The organism is Gemmata palustris (genome assembly GCF_017939745.1).
GTDB lineage: Bacteria > Planctomycetota > Planctomycetia > Gemmatales > Gemmataceae > Gemmata > Gemmata palustris.
The window spans coordinates 4,449,140-4,466,565 of record NZ_JAGKQQ010000001.1; the positions used below are offsets into that span (position 1 = coordinate 4,449,140).

Sequence of the window (17,426 nt, forward strand, 5' to 3'; positions counted from 1 at the left end):
CGACCGACGACCGGCCCGAAGTAGCCCTCCGACCGCCTTTCAGGTTCCCACGCGATGCAGCTCCTGGCTCCCATGATGTTGCTCGGCGCGACCGCGGTGACCGTACCGATCGCGCTGCACTTCTTCTACCGCGCGCGGTACAAGCCGCTCCCGTGGGCGCCGATGAAGTTCCTTAAGGAGGCCATCGAACAGACCAGTCGGCGCCTCAAGTTCCAGGAATGGGTGCTCCTCGCGCTGCGGTGCCTCGCGCTGGTCCTGCTCGCCCTCGCCATCGCCCGCCCGGGGCGGGAGTCCGCGTCTCCGAGCGGGAACGAAACCATCGACGCGGTGTTCGTGTTCGATACGTCGTACAGCATGGCCGCGCGCGACGGCGAGCGGACCCGGATCGAGCGCGCGAAAGAGGCCGCGCTCGCCGTCCTCGAAACGCTGCCCAACAAGTCGTCGGTGCAGGTGTACTCGTGCGCCGACCGCGCCCACCTGCTCGGCCCGGTCTCGCGCTACAACCGCGACCAGGCCAAGCAGGTCATCCAGGGCGTCGAGGTCACGAGCCTCGCGACGGACTTCCTGCCCGGGCTGACCGACGCCCTGACCGCGGCCGAGAGCGGTACCGCGCCCGCGAAGGAGATCTACGTCTTCTCCGACCTGCAGCAGACCGGGTTCACGCGCCAGCAGGGGGCCGTGCGCGCCAAGTGCGAGGAAATTAAAGCGCGGGCCAACCTCGTCTTTATCCGGTGCGGCAACCCGGAGCGCAAGGTATCGAACGTCTCCATCACCGACGTGAAGCTGATCGCCGCGATCCCGCACACCCGGACCCGCGTGCCGTTCGTGGTCACGGTCCGCAACACGGGGCGCGAGCCGATCCGCGGCGTGAAGGTGTCGCTCGAACTCGACGGCAAGGCGGTCGAACGCGACGTGGTGCAGATCGAGCACATCGACGCGGGCGCGAACGCGGAAGTGACCCTGACGGGGAGCCTCGACGAGGCCGGCGCGCGGCTCCTCGCGGTGTTCGTGGACGGCGACGGGCTCGAGGGCGACAACGTGCTGTACAAGATCGTCGGCGTGCGGGACAAGGTGCGCGTGCTGCTGGTCGCGCACCCGTTCGCGGGCCAGCCCGCCACCGACGCGGGCGACTGGTTCGCGCGGAAGGCCCTCGTCCCGTTCGACGCCGACCGCGACCGCGACAAGATCGAAAAATACTTCATCGAAACGGAATCGGTCCTTCCCCAAGAGGTCAGCCCGGACAAGCTCGCGGGGAAGGACATCGTTTACCTCCTCAACGCCGCGGCCCGGACCGACGACCCGCTCTCCGGGCTGCCGCCCGCGTTCGTGACGAAGCTCGCCGAGTTCGTGCGGGCCGGGGGCGGGCTCGTGATCGGGTGCGGCGACCTGGTGCAAGCGGACGCCTACAACCGCGTGTTCGGCGGCGCCGGGCTGCTCCCGTTCCCGCTGGCCCGCGGGACGTGGGAAGCGACCGACTCGGCCCCGTTCGTGCCGGCCGCGGAGAGCATCGACGCGACCTCCGTGCTCGGGCAAGTCAAGCCGTACACGGACTGGCTCCGGCGCGCGACGCTGACGCGCGTGCTCAAACTGGACGAAGCGGCCCCGAACGGCGGGCGCGTCCTGATGCGCACCACCGACGGCAAGCCCCTGGTCGCGTCCCGCGTCGTCGGTGAGGGCGAGGTGATCTTCTTCGCCACGTCGCTCGACGAGACCTGGGGGCGCATGATGTCCGACGGGCAGCTCGCGGTCCCGATGACCACGTACCTCGTCGCGCACCTCACGGGCCGCAAGGTTCCGGGCGGCACCCGCACCGCCGGCGACACGCTGACCTGGGCGCCGCCCGTGACCGCGCCGGGGTTCGAGCTGGTGAAGCCGCGCCCGCGCGGGGCGAAACCGGGCGACAAGGTGCGCCCGCGCGTGAAGCTCCCCGAGCCGAAGGCCGAAGTGGGGCAGAAGCTCACCGTGAGCACCGCCGACGCGCTCGTGGCCGGCGAGTACGCGATCGTGCCCGTCGGGGCGCCCGAGACGGACGGCATCACGTTCGCCGTGAACCCCGACCTGCGCGAAACCGAGAACCTCGACGCGATCACCGACAGCGAGTTGGAAAAATTGCTCGGGTTCCGCCCCGCGATCATCACGGCCGGGGCCGGCACCGAGACCGCCGTGCGCGAGCGCCGCACCCGCGGCGAGTGGACCCACTGGTTCCTGTTAGGGCTGCTCTTCCTGCTGATCGGTGAAGCGGCCTGGGCGTGGTCCTGCGGAAAAGCGTGGTGAATGTTCCCCGGAGTGGCGCGCGCAACGACGGCCGGTACCGACGAGTGTAACGCTTTATGAACGCGCTGTTCGCAATCGCCCCGCAGTTCGCCGACGCGCCGCTCCTGGGCCTGTTCTGGGGCCTGTTCACCGGCGAACCCCAGGTCCGGGGCGGCATCCGCCCCGAGGTCGCGATCCCGTTGGGGCTCGTCGCGGTCGCCGCGGTCGTCGTGCTCTACGCCAAAGAAGCCGGGCGGCTGACCGCGGCCCAGCGGCTGCTCCTCACGGGCGTGCGCGCGGCCATCGTGACCGTCGTCGCGTTCCTCCTCACGCGGCCCGTGTGGGTCAGCGAGCGGGCCGGCGAGCGCCCCCGGCCCGTCGCCGTGCTCATCGACGTGTCGCAGAGCATGGACCAAAAGGACCCGCGCCCGAACCCCGACGACCAGTGGCGCGCGGCGCTCGCGTTCGGCCTCATCGAGCCCGGCAAGCCCTTCCCGGCGCACTCGCCCGCGGACCGGGGGTCGGTGCCCGAGCGCCCCACGCGCCTGGAGGTCGCCCGCGCCGCGCTCACCAACCCGCGGCTCGACCTGCTCAACAAGCTCAAGAAGACCGGGCCGCTCGAGGTCTCCACGTTCGGCTCGGGCCGCACCGGGCGGGACTCCGGCGACACCGCGTGGATCAAGAGCCTCACCGCGGACCAGCCGCGGACCAAGCTCGTGAACGCGGCCCTCGAGCTGCTCAACCGCGACGAAAACGAACAGCCCGCGGCCGTCGTCGTCGTCACCGACGGGCGCGAGAACGCCAGCGACAAGAGCCTCACCGAACTCGCGGAGCGGTACCGCGCGCGCCGGATCCCGCTCCACATCTACGGCGTCGGGAGTTCCTCGTTCGGCCAGCTCCGGCTGCGCGACGCGGGCGTGCCGGAATCGGTGTTCATCGACGACACCGTGGCCGTGCCGGTGCGCTACGCCGTCAAGGGCGTCGCCGGGGGCACGGTCGACATCGTGGTGAAGTTCGGCGACCGCGAGGTCGCCGCCAAGCGCGGCATCCCGGCGCGCGGGGGCGACGACCTGCGCGAGGTGCTGACTTTCGTGCCGAGCAAAGAGGAAGCGGGGTCCAAGAAGCAGGAAATCACCGTCACCGTAACGGTCACGCCCGGCGGACCGGCCGGCGTTGTCGCGGACGCGCTCACCGATTCGACCACCAAGCCCACGCAGGTCGTCACCAAGAAGCTCAAGGTGCTGGTGGTGGACGGGCTGCCGCGCAAGGACTTCCAGTTCCTCCAGCGGGCGCTCCTGCGCGACCGGCGCGTGGACGCGCGGTTCTTTCTCACCGAGGGCGACCGCGAGGCGATGAAGTCCGGGTACCCGTGGCTCCTCGAGTTCACGCGCCAGCTCAACGGCACGCTCAGCCTGGAGCGGGAAGAGTTCCGCAAGCTCGTCAACGAGTACGACCTGCTCATCCTGGGCGACGTACCGGGCAAGTTCTTCTCGCGCGAGCACCAGCAGGTCATCAAAGAGTTCGTGGCCGAGGGCGGCGGGATGGTTCACATCGCGGGGAAGTGGAACGGCCCGAGCGGGTGGCTCACCGCGGACGGCGGGCAAGCGTCCGTCGCCGACGTTTTGCCGGTCGAGTTGAAGCCGGTCAAGTTCGCGATCCAGCCGCCCCAGGGCCGGTACTACCAACCGTTCGTCCCGGCCCTCGCGCCGACCGCGACCCGGAACCCGCTCGTGGCCCTCGAGGACGACCCGCTCGACAACGCGGACCTGTGGGGGCGCACCGCCCCGACCGGCCCGAACGACACCCCGTCCGCGCCCGAGCCGAGCCGCGAGACGAAGAAGAAGCAGCTCCAACCGATCGAGTGGTACTACCCCGTCACCCGCCTCAAACCGGGCGCGGAAACGTTCCTCGTTCACCCGACCGCGCGCACCCCCGAGCCGGACAACCGGCCGATGCCGCTGCTCGCGGGCCACTACTACGGCAAGGGCTACGTCCTGTTCTGCGCGTTCGACGACACCTGGAAGTGGCGGTTCAACGAGGCCGACCGGTACTTCGGCCGGTTCTGGAGCCAGTGCGTGTACCTGGCCGGCGTCCCCCGGGCCATCGGGACCAAGCTGACGCAGGTCTCGCTCGACACGCTCGAACCGGTCCAGGGCAAGAGCGGGCAGATTTACGCCCGCGTCCTCGACGAGAACTTCAAGCCCTACGCGGCCGACGAGATCGACGCGACGCTGGAGCAACTCGACGCGGACCCGAACGCCCGGGACCGCACCGCGCCGGTGAAGCTGCGGAAGCTCCACGGGCAGGACGGCGAGTTCGTGGCGCCGCTCCCGTTCAACCGGTTCGGGCGCTTCAAGCTCACCGTGACGCCGAACAACAAGTCCCCGGCGCACCTGGAGTACCGCGTCAACCTGCCGCCCGATCACGAGCAAGCGCCCGGCGGGCTCGCGGAACTCGAAATGATGAAGCTCGCCGCCGACAGCGGCGCGGCCGAGCGCCCGGGCCAGTTCTACCACGAGGAAGACCTGTCCCGACTGCCGGACGACGTGAAACCGCAGTACACGAAGTTCACCCGGCGCGACGAAACCGTCTTGTGGAACAAGTGGTGGATGGCCCTGCTGATCGGCCTGCTGTCGCTCGAGTGGTTTTTGCGCAAGTTCTGCGGCCTGAGTTGAGGCCAGGGGACAGAGGACAGAGGACAGAAGCCAGAAGCCAGAGGACAAGACCAGACCAGAGATCAGAAGACGAGGAAGACAGAAAACAGCAAAAAACAGTAGCCAGTGAAGCGGGTAAAAAGTCAAAACGTCGGGGACTATCGCCGTGCGTATTAACTCCGCAAAAGACCTCACCGTTTATCAAAAAGCGTTTGAGCTTGGTAAATTGGCGTTCGAGCTGACGCTGCGTTTTCCGAGAGAGGAGATCTACGCCCTCACGAGCCAGTTGCGCCGGTCTTCACGTTCGATCTGCTTGAACTTGCGGGAAGCATGGGCCAAACGTCGGTACCGCGCTCACTTTGTCAGCAAACTTACAGACTGTGACGGAGAGAGTAACGAGACGGACACCGCGCTCGATTTTGCCCTGGTTCACGGTTACATCACCGAAGAAGATCACCGCCGGGCCGCGGGCTTGTGCTGTGAGGTGGGCAAAATGCTGGGTGCAATGATTCAGAACCCGGAACCATTCCTTCTCGCGGACACAATGTGAGGCTCCTCTGTCCTCTGTCCTCTGTCCTCTGTCCTCTGTCCTCTGTCCTCTGTCCTCTGACCTCTGGCCCCATGACCCATTTACTCGGACAACTCAAGCGCTGGCGGTTCACGGAACAACTGGTCCGGCTCGCGTGGGGCGGCGCGCGGTGGGGGGCCGTCGTCGGCGCCGTGCTCGCGGCCGCGTGCCTCACGGATTGGGCCGCCGACCGGTACCTCGGCTCCGAAACGTGGCGCCAGTTCCTCAAGGACACCTGGGTCTTCGCCCCCGCCCCGGCGCCCGCGGCCGAGGACCGCTGGTTCACCGAGCACCTGCGGCTCCACTACGGGTTCCGGGCACCGGCCGCGGCCGTCATCGACGACTCCCCCAAGTGGCTCCGCGTCGCCATGACCGGCGGGCAAGCGGCCCTCGCGCTCGTTCTCGCGTACTACCTGCTCGTCCGCCCGTGGCGCCGAACGCCCTCGGTGGACGAACTCGCGGGCGCGGCCGAAGAAGCCATTCCCGAGTTCGGGCACCGGCTCGTAACCGCGCTCCAACTGAACCGCCCGACGGCCCGGACGCAGGGCATGTCCCAATCACTGATCGCGGACGTCACGCGCGAAGCGGGCGAGCTCTCCGCACGGCACAACCTCCTCAAATTGGTCGACTACCGGCGCCTCGCGCTCGCGGCGCTGGTCGCGGGGCCGGTGCTCGGCGGCTGGGCCGCTTACGCGCTCGCGAAGCCCGCGCTGGCCGCCGTCCTGCTCAAGCGCCAGTTGCTCCTGAGCGTGGAGATCCCGCGCACGATTCACCTGCAAAACGTGTCGCAAGACGTGTGGCCGACCGGGGCGGAAGTCGAAATCCGGTACAAGGTGACCGGCGACTACCCGCGCCCGTGGTTCACCGAGCGGCTCCGCGCGGAGCACGGGTTCGCGCTCGCGCCGCCCGCGGACGGGTTCTCCGGGCGGCTGCGGGTCGAACCGGACGGCCAGCCGGAAGAGAGTTACGACCTCGTGTACGACAAGGAGGTCGAGGGCGAACCCGGAGCCGCGTACTTCGTCGCCAAGCTCCCCGCATCATCACTCGACTTCAGCTTCACCGCGCGCCTCGACAACGGCCGGACCCGCGCCCCGGGCCGCGTCCGGTTCGAGCCGCCGCCGCAATTGAGCGCGGACAGCGACGCGCTCACCGCCGAGCAGTGGCTCCCGAAGTTCCTGGGCACCCAGCCCAACGGCGCGCCGTATGTCCGCAAGAGCGACGGCGGGGTGCGCGGCGAGGTGACCGACGCCCTGCCTCAGTCCCAGATCCTCGTCGAAGCGAAGTTCAACAAGCCGGTGCAGAAGGCGCGCCTGATCCCCATCGTGCGCGACGGGGTGCGCGAAAAGGACTACCCGGACGGCCCCGCGGACTTCCACGCGCCGCGCGACACCGGCGCCGACCGCAAATCCGCCGTGTGGCTGTTCCCCACCACCGAGAAGACCATCGGGTACCGGATCGAGCTGACCGACGACCGCGGGTTCGTGAACTCGGTCCCGATCCGGCGCAACGTGCGCATGCTGGACGACCGCCCCCCGGTCGTCACGTTTTTGCCCGAATCCGACCGCCACCCGGACCCGACCGACTTCGGCGGCCAGGGCGACCCGAAAGTGTACGAGTGGGGCGACCGCATCCCGCTCGCCCAGGGGGGGCGCGTGATGGTGATCTACAACACCCGGTCCGAGCAGGGCATCGGCCGGGCGAACATCGCGTACCGCGTGATCCCGCGGGGCGTCGCGCCGGACGCTTACCCCAAAGAGGTCCAGGACATTCAGCACCCGCGGCAGGACCCGGAGAACAAGGTGTTCAACCGCCTGCCGCTCAAACCGATCACCGCGGACCTGACCAAAGTGGGCAAGTTCGTGCCCGATCTGGGGCTGTTCGAGAAGTCCTGGGCGGGGCTGAGCGAGCCCGACCGCGACCGGGTGAACATCGAGTTCTACCTCTGGCCCTCGCCCGCGCCGGACGCGGTCCCGGGCGGGCTCGAAGCCGGCGGGCGCTACAACTTCGAGATCGACGGGCTGACCAAAAAAATCCCCGATAGCACCGGAAGTTTCGTTAACGCGAAACTCGAGGTCGGCGACACGGTTGAATTATTCGTGGAGGTGTTCGATAAGAACCCGACGCCCGGCCGCGCGCCCGGTTACACCAAGGAGGCGCGCCGGAAGATCGTGGTCACCCCCGAGGACGCCCGGATCGCGACCCAAATGCGAAACGTGGAGTACGATCGCCTTCAGAACAAGCTCCGCGAGCTCGCCGCCGACCAGGGGAACGTCTTCAAGGAGCCGAAGAAGGAGCTGCCCAAGCAGTAACCGCCCAAGCAGTAACCGCAACGGGCGGCACGGTACCTGCCAGTTTCTCGCGCCGCACCTGAAACGCTCGCGTAACAGGGCGAATGATTTCCGATTGCATTCCACGTGTGACGGTTGGATACTGAAAAGACTTCTCACCGGGGCGCCCCTCTCCGCGCACCACCCGCCTCAAGGAGGCCCGCCGATGGTTGCTCGTCGTGGTTGGTTCGTGGCCGCACTGCTGCTGGCCGGGACAACCGTTCCGCTGGCCGTCTCCAAGGACATCGACCCGGCCAAGCAGCGGGACGAGCAGAAGAAGATCAAGGCCCGCGTGGACGAGGCGGCCCGCCGCGCCTACTCGACGCTCAACGTCATGCGGTACCAGCGCCTGCCCGCCGACGCGGAACAGAAGACGCTCCGCGACGTCGCCGACGGGCTCCGCGGGCTGAGCCGGGACCAGATCACCGAGGTGCTCGGCCACCTGGAAAAAGCGGTGAACGCGCCGAACCCGTTGAGCGCCACCCTGGAGCAGAAGGAAGCGTACACGAAGCACCTCAAGGTCGTGCAGCAGCTCAAGGTGATGCTCGGCCAGCTCGACGTGATTAAGAACCTCGACGAGGCCGCCGAGCGCCTGGAACTCGCCGCCGAGAAGCAGATCAAACTCGTCACCGCGGCCCACACCAACAGCACGCTGCCCTCCCGGGCCGGCGCGCGCGCGGACGACCGCGAGGAGCTCGCCATCGAGCAGGCCGACCTCCGCACCGAGGTGCTCGCGGTGTTCAAACAGGTGAAGCGGCTCATCGACGAGAAGCAACTCACCCCGGAACAGCTCGCGCGCGTCGAGAAGGCCGAGGCCCTTCCGCGGGGCATCAAGCTCGCCGCCGATATGGGCAACACCGCGCCGGCCCTCCGCGCCGGTAACTTCATCGGCGAGGGCGGGGCGGTCGAGCGCCAGCGCCGCCACGCGAAGGAACTGAAGGACCTCGCCGCCGCGCTCCGCGCCCCGCCGGGTAGCCGCATGGACGCTCTGAAAGAGGCCCAGAAGCAGGTCGCGAAGGCCATCGACGCGCAGACGAAAGTGAACAAAGACACGGCCGAGCAGCCCGAGCGCGTCGAGACGGACCGGCCGCGCAGACCCGGAACCGACCCGAAGACCGTCCGCGCCAACGAGCTCGCGAACGCGCAGACCAAGGCCGAGTTCGCCGCCCGGGACGCGCGTAAGGCCGCCGAGAAAGCCGCCCCGGAAGTCGCCGACGCCCTCAAGCCGGCCGAAACGCAGCAGTGGAAGGCCGAAGACAAGCTCCGCGACCGGGACATCGCCGGCGCGCAAGAGCCGCAGGAAAAGGCCCTCGACGCGCTGAAGGCCGCGAAGGACGAACTCGACCGCCAGATCGCCGCCGCGGAACTCGCGAAGGTCGATCCGCTGGCCGCGACCAAGCAGGCCATCGAGCAGGTCGAACAGATCATCAAGGAACAAAAAGAAACGAACGCCAAGACCGACAAGGCCGCGGAGCAACCGAACCGCACCCCGGACGCGGCCACCGCCCAAAAGGACGTGGCCAAGAAGACCGACGACCTGCGGAACACCCCGCTCCCGCCGAACACCGACGCCAAGAAAGCGCTCGATAAGGCCGCGGACGCGCAAAAACAGGCCGGCGAGAAGCTCGACAACAAGAAGCCGGCCGATGCCAAGCCGAACCAACAAGAGGCCCTCAAGGCGCTGCAAGACGCAAAGGACGAACTCGAAAAGCAGGCGAAAGCCATCGAAGAGCGCCGCGCCGAAATCGCCAAACTGGAAGACCTGAAGAACAAGCTCGAAGAACTCGCCAAGAAAGAAAAGGATCTGGCGAAGGCCGCGGACAAGGCCGCGGCGGACCCGAAGAAGCCCGAAACGGGCGACCTCGCCAAGAAACAAGACGATCTCACGCCGCCGACGAAGGACGTGGGGATGCAGCTCAAGGAACTCGCCCCGGACGCGGCCAAGAAGGTTGATGAGGCCGGTACGAAGCAGGAGGGCGCGAAGAACGACCTCGCCATGAACATGCCGATGACGGGCAGCGAAAAGGCAATGGAAGCGGCCGACAAGCTCGCCGAGGCCGCGAAGGACGTTCAGAAAAAGGTCGATGAGAAGAAGGGCCAGGAGGCCGCGGACCAGGCCGCGCTCCAGCCGAACAAGGTGGACCCGCAGCAAGCCGCGCAGCAACTCGCCAAGGCCATCGAGCAGGCGAACATGGCGGCCGACAAAGCGAACATGGCGGACAAGGCGCTCCAAGAGCCGGTCGAGGGCAAGACCCCGCCCGACATCGTGCAGCTGCAAAAAGAGATCGCGAAGCGGGCCGACAACCAGAAGCTCCCCGACGCGATGAAGGCCGCGGAGAAAGCCGCTCAAGCGCTCGAAAAGGGCGACCTGCCGAAAGCCATCGAGAACCAGCAGAAGGCCCTCGACGAGTTGAAAAAGGCCGGTCAGCCGATGATGGGCGACATGGGGACGCCCATGAACCCGATGGCCGGCGAGATCGCCAAGAACCAGCAGCAAGTCCTCGATGCGACGAAGGCGCTCCAGCAGTCGCAACAGGCCAACGCCGCGGCCCAGGCCGCGCTGCAGCAGGCCCAGGCGAACGCGCCGATGGCCGTGCAGGGACAGCTACAAAAGGCCGGCGAGCAGCTCGGAAAGGCCGGCGAGCAGCTCCAACAGGGGCAGCCCGGTCAGGCCGGGATGAACCAGCAGCAAGCCGCCCAGGGGCTTCAACAGGCACTCGAGGCACTCAACCAAGCGGCAATGGCCCAGGGCATGATGGGCGCCCAACCCGGAATGGGGATGATGGCCCAAGCCGGAATGGGTATGGGTATGGGAATGATGGGTATGCAGCCCGGCATGGGTATGGGGATGGGAATGCAACCCGGCATGGGGATGCAACCTGGGATGGGAATGGGCATGCAGCCCGGGATGGGAATGGGGATGGGAATGGGTCAGCCGATGAACATGGGCATGAGCGAAGGCGACATGAACGGCAACGACAAACTGAAGAACGTCGGGTCGTCCGGGAACAACGCCAACGGCGACAGCAACTTCATCAAGCTCCGCAACAAGGACCGCGACAAGGTCCAGCAAACCGCCGACACCCAGTTCCCGGCCGAGTTCCGCGAACTGATTAAGCAGTACAACATCAACATCAAGAACGGCAAGCCGGCCGCCGGCGCCCCGGCCCCGGGCGGCAAGTGACCCGCCGGCGCCTACGCTCGTAACCCCGAGGGCCGGGAACCGAACGTGTCGGTTCACCGGCCCTCTGTCCGAATGAGCCCTTCTAAAGAACACACGCGCTGTGCCCGCCCCCACAGCCCTCGTCCGCGGGAGTAACTTCATGCGCCGCACCGTCCTCGCTACCGTGCTCGCCACTGCCCTCGGGGGCGTGTTCGCGGCCCCGGCCGCCACCCAACCGCCGGCGGCCGACGAGCCGAAGCCGATGGGCGTTGTCCCCAAGGACAACGTGAAGATGGACGACGACACCAAGAAGGCGGTGGACAAGGCGCTCAGGTACCTCGCCGACAAGCAAGAGTCCGACGGCTCGTGGGGGAACACCGCGATCACCGGTTTCGTGCTCCTCGCGTTTATGTCGAACGGCCACATGCCGACCCAGGGCGACCACGCCCGAGCGGTCGCGAAAGGCATCCGCAACTTGTGCTCCGTGGCCCGCGAGGACGGGTACCTGGTCGGCGCCCGCGGCGGCAACATGTACTGCCACGGCATGGCCACGCTCGCGCTCACGCAGGCCTACGGCATGACCGGCGACGAGGACGTGAAGAAGGTCACCAAGCGGGCCATCGACCTCATTATCAAGACGCAGAACAACGAGGGCGGCTGGCGCTACGACCCGGCCCCCACCGGCGCGGACATCTCGGTCACGATCATGCAGGTGATGGCGCTGCGCGGCGCGCAGGACGCGGGCGTCCACGTCCCGGACAAGGTGATGAAGGACGCCATCAAGTACGTGAACCGCTGTTACGACAAGCGCACCGGCGGGTACAAGTACCAGCCCTATTCGGCCGGCGCGGGCTACGCGCGCACGGCCGCGGGCGTGTGCGTGCTCCAACTGTGCGGCCAGTACGACGCGGACGAGATCAAGCAGGCGGTGGAGTACCTGGAAAAGATCAGCGACGACCGCGCCCACTACTGGTACGGCCACTACTACGCCTGCCACGCGATGAACCAGATCGGCGGCGAGTTGTGGGAGAAGTATTACAAGCGGATGCGCGACAAGCTGCTCTCGCCGGGCTACCAGAAAAACACCGGCGAGTGGTACGACCCGCGCCTCGAAGCGGCCTACGGTTCCTCGTACCAAACGGCGATCGCGGTGCTGATCCTCAGCGTGCCGACGCACTACCTGCCGATCTACCAGAAGTGACGGTAGGGGTAGCGGTTCGCCCGGGTGCGATGAAGTCAGAGGCCGGAACCGTGCTCTACCACTTCGTCGGTCCGCGCGCGATCGCGAACCGCTGCGGCCCGCCCCCACGCGGAACCCCGATCGCGTCGCCGGAAGACGTACTTCGCTGGGTCGCCTCGAACACCGAAGGGCCGCTCGTCGCAGTTGAAGTAACCGTTACTTTTGTCGTGAGCGAGGCGGGAACGCTCCTCATCGCCGACCGCCATTCGGAACACGTCGCCTGTGCCGGTACCCGACCGGTGCGCACGGCCGGCGAAATTTGCTTTGCGGTTCACGGCGACGCTGTAACCGTGACGCGAATCAGCAACCAGTCGACCGGCTATTGCCCGGAACCGGAGTCGTGGGCGGATGTGGTCGGCGCACTGCGCGGGGCGGGACTTGGGCCAACGGACGGCTTCGACCCGCGGTGCGAATTCCGGCGCTGTCCAAAGTGCGCAGCGCTCAATCTCGTGAAGCACGCCGTGTTCGAGTGCGGTGTCTGCGAAGCCGAATTACCGCGCGAGTACAACTGCCAGTCGCGGTGAGCCGATTCGGGGCAAACGTTATCAATGACCATTAGTTCAATTCCGCCCGGTCGTTCACTCGCCCCCCTCCACCGCGTCGAGCCACACGCGGACGGCCGCGTCGCTGGGCATGCGCCAGTCGCCGCGGGGCGAGACGCTCACCGAACCTACCTTCGGGCCGTCGGGCAAACAGCTCCGCTTGAACTGGTTCGCAAAGAACCGCTTGAGGAACACCCGGAGCCAGTGGCGCAAGGTGTCCGCGGTGTACTCGCGCGCGAACTTCGCGTGCCCCGCGAGGAAGAGGATCTTCTCGGGCTCCGCGCCGAACCGCAGGAAGTGGTAGAGGAAGAAGTCCACCAGTTCGTAGGGACCGACGGTCGATTCGGTCGATTGCGCGATTTCGCCGTTCGCGCCGGTGGGCAACAGTTCCGGCGAAATCGGAGTTTTCACGATCTCGAGCAACGTGTCGCGCGCGGGGCCGTCGAACTCGTTGTGCGCCGCCCACTCCACCAGGAACTTCACCAGTGTCTTCGGGATGCTCACGTTCGGGTTGTACATGCTCATGTGGTCGGCGTTATAGGTACACCACCCGAGCGCGAGTTCCGAGAGGTCGCCCGTGCCGATCACGAACCCGGTGTTCATCAGGAGCGCGGTGCGGGCGCGGGCCTGCACGTTCTCGAACGTGAGGTCGGAGCGGTTGTCCTCCGGCAGCCGGCACAGCCGCTCCGAAAGCGAAGCGACGGTCTCGGTCTCGAGCCGGATGCCGAACGGGGCGTGGCCCAGTGCCCGCATTTGCTCCAAACACATCGCGCGGATGTCGATCTCGCGCAGCGTGATGTTCAGCGCGCGGGCGAGGTCGTGTGCGTTCGTCCGCGTGCCCGCGCTCGTGCCGAAGCCCGGCATCGTGAGCGCGTGAACGCCCTCGCGCGGCACCCCCAGTTCGTCCATCGTCTTGCACACGACGAGCAGCGCGAGCGTGGAGTCCAGCCCGCCCGACACGCCGATGGCGACCGGCGGGAGCCCGACGTGCGAGAGCCGGCGCCCGAGCGCCGCGACCTGCGTCTGGAAGATGTCGCGGCACCGCTCGTCGCACGTGGCCGGGTCGGAGGGCACAAAGGGGTTCGCGTCCACCGCGCGCACGAGCTTCGGCTCGCGCGCCGTGGGTTCCAGATCGAACGACAGGGTCCGGTACTTGCCCAGGCCCAGGTCCGCCACCCGGTTGGCGTCGTGGAACGTGTTCGTCTGGATGCGGTCGTGCAGGAGCCGGTCGAGGTCGAGGTCGGTCACGAGCAACTGCTGCCCGTGGCGGAACCGTTCGGACTCCGCGAGGATCACGCCGTTCTCGGCCACGATGCAGTGCCCGCCGAACACGATGTCGGTCGTCGACTCGCCCTCCCCGCAGGACGCGTACACGTACCCCCCGATGCACCGCGCCGACTGCGAGCTCACCAACTGGCGCCGGTACCCGGCCTTGCCGATCACCTCGTTGCTCGCGGACAGGTTCGCGAACACGGTCGCGCCCATCACCGCCTGGAGCGCGCTGGGGGCGACGGGCATCCACAGGTCTTCGCAAATTTCGACGCCGAGCGTGAACCCGTTCATCGTGCGGCAGTCGAACAGCAAGTTGGTGCCGAACGGCACGCTCTGGCCGGCGCACGACGCGGCGGAGAAGTTCGCGTTGTCGGCCGGGCAGAAGTACCGGGCGTCGTAGAACTCCTTGTAATTCGGCAGGTACGTTTTGGGGACGATGCCGAGCACCTTGCCCCCGTGAACGACCGCGGCGCAGTTGAAGAGCTGCCCCTCGATCGCGAGCGGCAGCCCCACCACCGCGACCCCGCGGAACACGGTCGCGCCCTTCTCCACCACCTTCGCGAGCGCTTCCTCGGCGGCGCGCTGCAGCGACGACAGGTGGAACAGGTCGTGACACGTGTAGCCGGTTAACCCGCACTCCGGGAACACGAGCAGGTTGACCCCCTGCCCCTCGGCCCGGGCCATGAGCGCGAGCGTGCGGTCCGCGTTGAACGGGCAATCTGCGACCCGCAGTTCCGGGCTGGCCGCCGCGACGCGAAGGAAGCCGTGTGTGTTCATGGCGAAGTTATATCACCTCGACGGCGATTCCGGTGAACGGCTTCAATTGCTGGTCGTGACCGTGGTTGCACCGGTCACAACATACGTGTTCGTTATCGTTCACGCCCTACCAACATTCTACCAACTGCGCCCCCGCGCGCAGCGATCTGCGATGCGGTGAACGGGCCATTATCCCGTAGTTCCCGCGGACAGTCGGGCACGCGCCTCTGCGACTTCCGCGGTGCGCATCGCGTTGAATCGACTCAGGTGCTCGGCCACCAGCGGCGACGGTTCCCACCGCGTGTATCGCGCCCAGGTGCGTTCCGCGCGGGCCGCTTGTGATCGGAAGTCCTCCGAGTACACCACGCGGCCCTGCTCCACCAGTTTCACGAACAGCGGTTCGCCGTCGATGCTCTCGCTCTTGTCCGCGACGACGAGTGTGTCGCCGCGTGCGTACACGCGGACGTAGCCCGGAATCGTTTCTTTACCCGGCGAATTGGAGAACTTCACGTTCGGCCGGTCCGCCGTTGCGGTGCGCTTGAACACTGCACTCACGGTGTCGCGGTGGACCAGTTTCCACCAGTACCCGCCCGCCCCCGGGAACAGCATCGTCGGCTCGATGCCGGTCTGCGTGCGGAACACGTCGTAGACGCGGCGCACGCCGTCGGGGGTGACTTCGTCCTCGAAGACAATCACGCGCGGCGGGATACCGAGCGCCTTCATGCGCTGGAAGTACAGCACGCACTGCGCCGCGATGTCGCCGCTATCGACGCGCACCCCCACGCGATCGGTTTCCGGGTGCGCGCGGATCACGCGCAGGGCGTTCTCCAGGCCGACAGTTTCCGCGTCCACGAGGTCGCAGAGCAGCGACGCGGTACCCATCTTCGACACGAACCGGTCCATCATCTCGTACTCGCTCGCCGCGAGCGTCTTCTCGAACGATTGCGCCGCGCACATCATTTCGTGACCGATGGTGCCGATCGACTTGAACAGCTCCGGCCACACGAACTCGGCCGTGTCGTTGGACGTGAGTTGCGCGGCCCCCGATGTCCCCGCCCCGCCAACGAACCGCGCGAGGAGCAGAACGAGGTTGCACACCTCGACCGGCGCGGAGCGCAGCCCGAACTCGGCGTCGCGCGGGGTCGCTTCGCTCATGAGGCGGGCCTTGGTCGCCTGGATGATCGGCGCGAAGTAGCGGCACATCGCGGGCTCGAGATAGGAAATCAGCCCGCCCGCGCCTTCAAAGGTGATACTCGGCACGCCGGCGAGGAACGTCTGCCCGCCGGGGAGCCCCCAAATGTCGATGGGTAACGTGAGGTCTTCGCCCGGCTGTTCGAGCACCGCGTCCCACACTTCGGCGGGGAACGCCTTCGTCGCGGAGTGGGTCGCGTACCACGCGCGCGACAGTTCGATGTCGCGCCTCTTGAGGGGTCGGTGGAACCACTGCGCGAGCATGGCCTCGTGCCCGGCCATGACGAGCCGGTTGTTCGCCCCGACCTCGGGCAGGCCCTTGCGAAACGTGAGGGTGTACGCGGCGCGCTGGAGCGCGATTTCGGGTACCGCGGTCCACATGGTGCGCTTGTACGTATCGGTCCCGCCGAGCCACCCGCCGAGCAGGAACAATTTGGCGAAGAACTCGTCGCGCATCTCCTGGCGCTTCGCGGCGAACGGGTCGGTGGACATGCGGGGTTCCATCGGGAGCGATCGGTGCCAACATCCTACCGACCGCGATCCCGGAACGCGACCCGCCGTCACTCGTTCGGCGCCACGTCGCCCGCAGCGCGGCTGTACAACGCGACGAACGTGGCCCCGGACATGCTCTGGCGGAAGAACCGCACGGCCCCGTCGCCCAGGAGGAAATTCGCCCCGCCGCCGTGGAACGAGTAGATCTCGTTCCCGTTGTGGCAGTTGATCGGGCTGGTCCCGTTGCACACCACCTCGATCGTGATCCGGTTCTCGGAATCGGCCCAGCGCTCGTTCCCGTTGATGATGCCGCCGGAAATGCGCTTCCCGTTCGCCCACGATTCCGGGCGCCCGCCGTCCTCGAACACCATGAACGTGTTCGACAGCCCGTCACTGACTGCGCCCACCCGCACCGGTTCATTACTCGCCCGGAAGAAGCCGATCCTCCAACTCGTATCGGGTGTGGTCGGCAAGCCGAACTCGCTCTGCGTCACGGAGACCGATTCGGAAATGGGGTAATCGCACACGAACAGCCGGGGCCGGGACGGGGCGGACGGGCACACCAGAATCGCGATGTCGTTTTCGACCGCGGGCGCGTTGGAAGCGTGCGTGTACGGCAAGTTCAGGTCGTACCGGGCCGCGACCGCGGTCTGTTCGATGTACGGCAGCAGCCACACCGCGTAGTTGTGGTAATCCGTGCGCCACCCGGGCGGGAACGTGTCGTGCGCGGAGAGGTAATTGTGGAACGCGAGCCCGACCTGTTTCATGTTGTTCGCGCACTTGATCCGGGCCGCGGCCTCGCGCACCTTCTGGACCGCGGGGAGCAACAGCCCGATCAGGATCGCGATGATCGCGATGACGACCAGCAGCTCAATCAGGGTGAACCCACTGCGGCCGCGAGAAAACGGGCGCATGACAGCCCTTCAAAGGGTCAGGGCCGGATCGGGAGCGCGGTCCGACACACAACA

The 17,426-nt window shown here is 67.2% G+C and carries 10 protein-coding genes; 7 read left to right on the forward strand and 3 right to left on the reverse strand.

Translation table 11 applies throughout. From position 1 onward, the window contains the following. Window positions 1-54: 54 nt before the first annotated feature. The 7 genes from J8F10_RS18280 to J8F10_RS18310 all read left to right on the forward strand — a co-directional run bounded on the left by J8F10_RS18280 (window position 55) and on the right by J8F10_RS18310 (window position 12,729). Window positions 55-2,274, forward strand: coding sequence for a BatA domain-containing protein (locus tag J8F10_RS18280; RefSeq protein WP_210656055.1), 2,220 nt, complete (start codon window positions 55-57; stop codon window positions 2,272-2,274). A gap of 56 nt (window positions 2,275-2,330) precedes the next feature. Next, window positions 2,331-4,928 (forward strand): VWA domain-containing protein, encoded by a 2,598-nt coding sequence (locus tag J8F10_RS18285; RefSeq protein WP_210656057.1) that lies wholly within the window; start codon window positions 2,331-2,333, stop codon window positions 4,926-4,928. Between the two features lie 145 nt (window positions 4,929-5,073). Next, window positions 5,074-5,457: a four helix bundle protein gene (locus J8F10_RS18290; RefSeq protein WP_210656058.1), complete on the forward strand. Its 384-nt coding sequence runs from the start codon at window positions 5,074-5,076 to the stop codon at window positions 5,455-5,457. A gap of 71 nt (window positions 5,458-5,528) precedes the next feature. Then, complete coding sequence (locus J8F10_RS18295; RefSeq protein ID WP_210656060.1) at window positions 5,529-7,784, forward strand: hypothetical protein; 2,256 nt, start codon at window positions 5,529-5,531, stop codon at window positions 7,782-7,784. 184 nt (window positions 7,785-7,968) lie between these two features. Then, the gene (locus J8F10_RS18300) at window positions 7,969-10,986 is read left to right on the forward strand and encodes a hypothetical protein (RefSeq protein WP_210656062.1); all 3,018 of its coding nucleotides are present in this window, start codon (window positions 7,969-7,971) and stop codon (window positions 10,984-10,986) included. A 139-nt stretch (window positions 10,987-11,125) separates the two neighbouring features. After that, entirely contained in the window at window positions 11,126-12,166 is a 1,041-nt protein-coding gene (locus J8F10_RS18305; protein WP_210656064.1) for a prenyltransferase/squalene oxidase repeat-containing protein, read from the forward strand. A gap of 50 nt (window positions 12,167-12,216) precedes the next feature. Continuing rightward, complete coding sequence (locus J8F10_RS18310; protein ID WP_210656066.1) at window positions 12,217-12,729, forward strand: hypothetical protein; 513 nt, start codon at window positions 12,217-12,219, stop codon at window positions 12,727-12,729. Window positions 12,730-12,783: 54 nt separating this feature from the next. On the opposite strand, the gene J8F10_RS18315 is transcribed toward J8F10_RS18310, so the two are convergent. The 3 genes from J8F10_RS18315 to J8F10_RS18325 all read right to left on the reverse strand — a co-directional run bounded on the left by J8F10_RS18315 (window position 12,784) and on the right by J8F10_RS18325 (window position 17,372). Then, complete coding sequence (locus tag J8F10_RS18315; RefSeq protein ID WP_210656068.1) at window positions 12,784-14,796, reverse strand: NAD(+) synthase; 2,013 nt, start codon at window positions 14,794-14,796, stop codon at window positions 12,784-12,786. A gap of 168 nt (window positions 14,797-14,964) precedes the next feature. Continuing rightward, window positions 14,965-16,458, reverse strand: coding sequence for a hypothetical protein (locus J8F10_RS18320; RefSeq protein ID WP_210656070.1), 1,494 nt, complete (start codon window positions 16,456-16,458; stop codon window positions 14,965-14,967). A gap of 68 nt (window positions 16,459-16,526) precedes the next feature. After that, entirely contained in the window at window positions 16,527-17,372 is an 846-nt protein-coding gene (locus tag J8F10_RS18325; protein WP_210662020.1) for a DUF1559 domain-containing protein, read from the reverse strand. Window positions 17,373-17,426 lie beyond the last annotated feature (54 nt).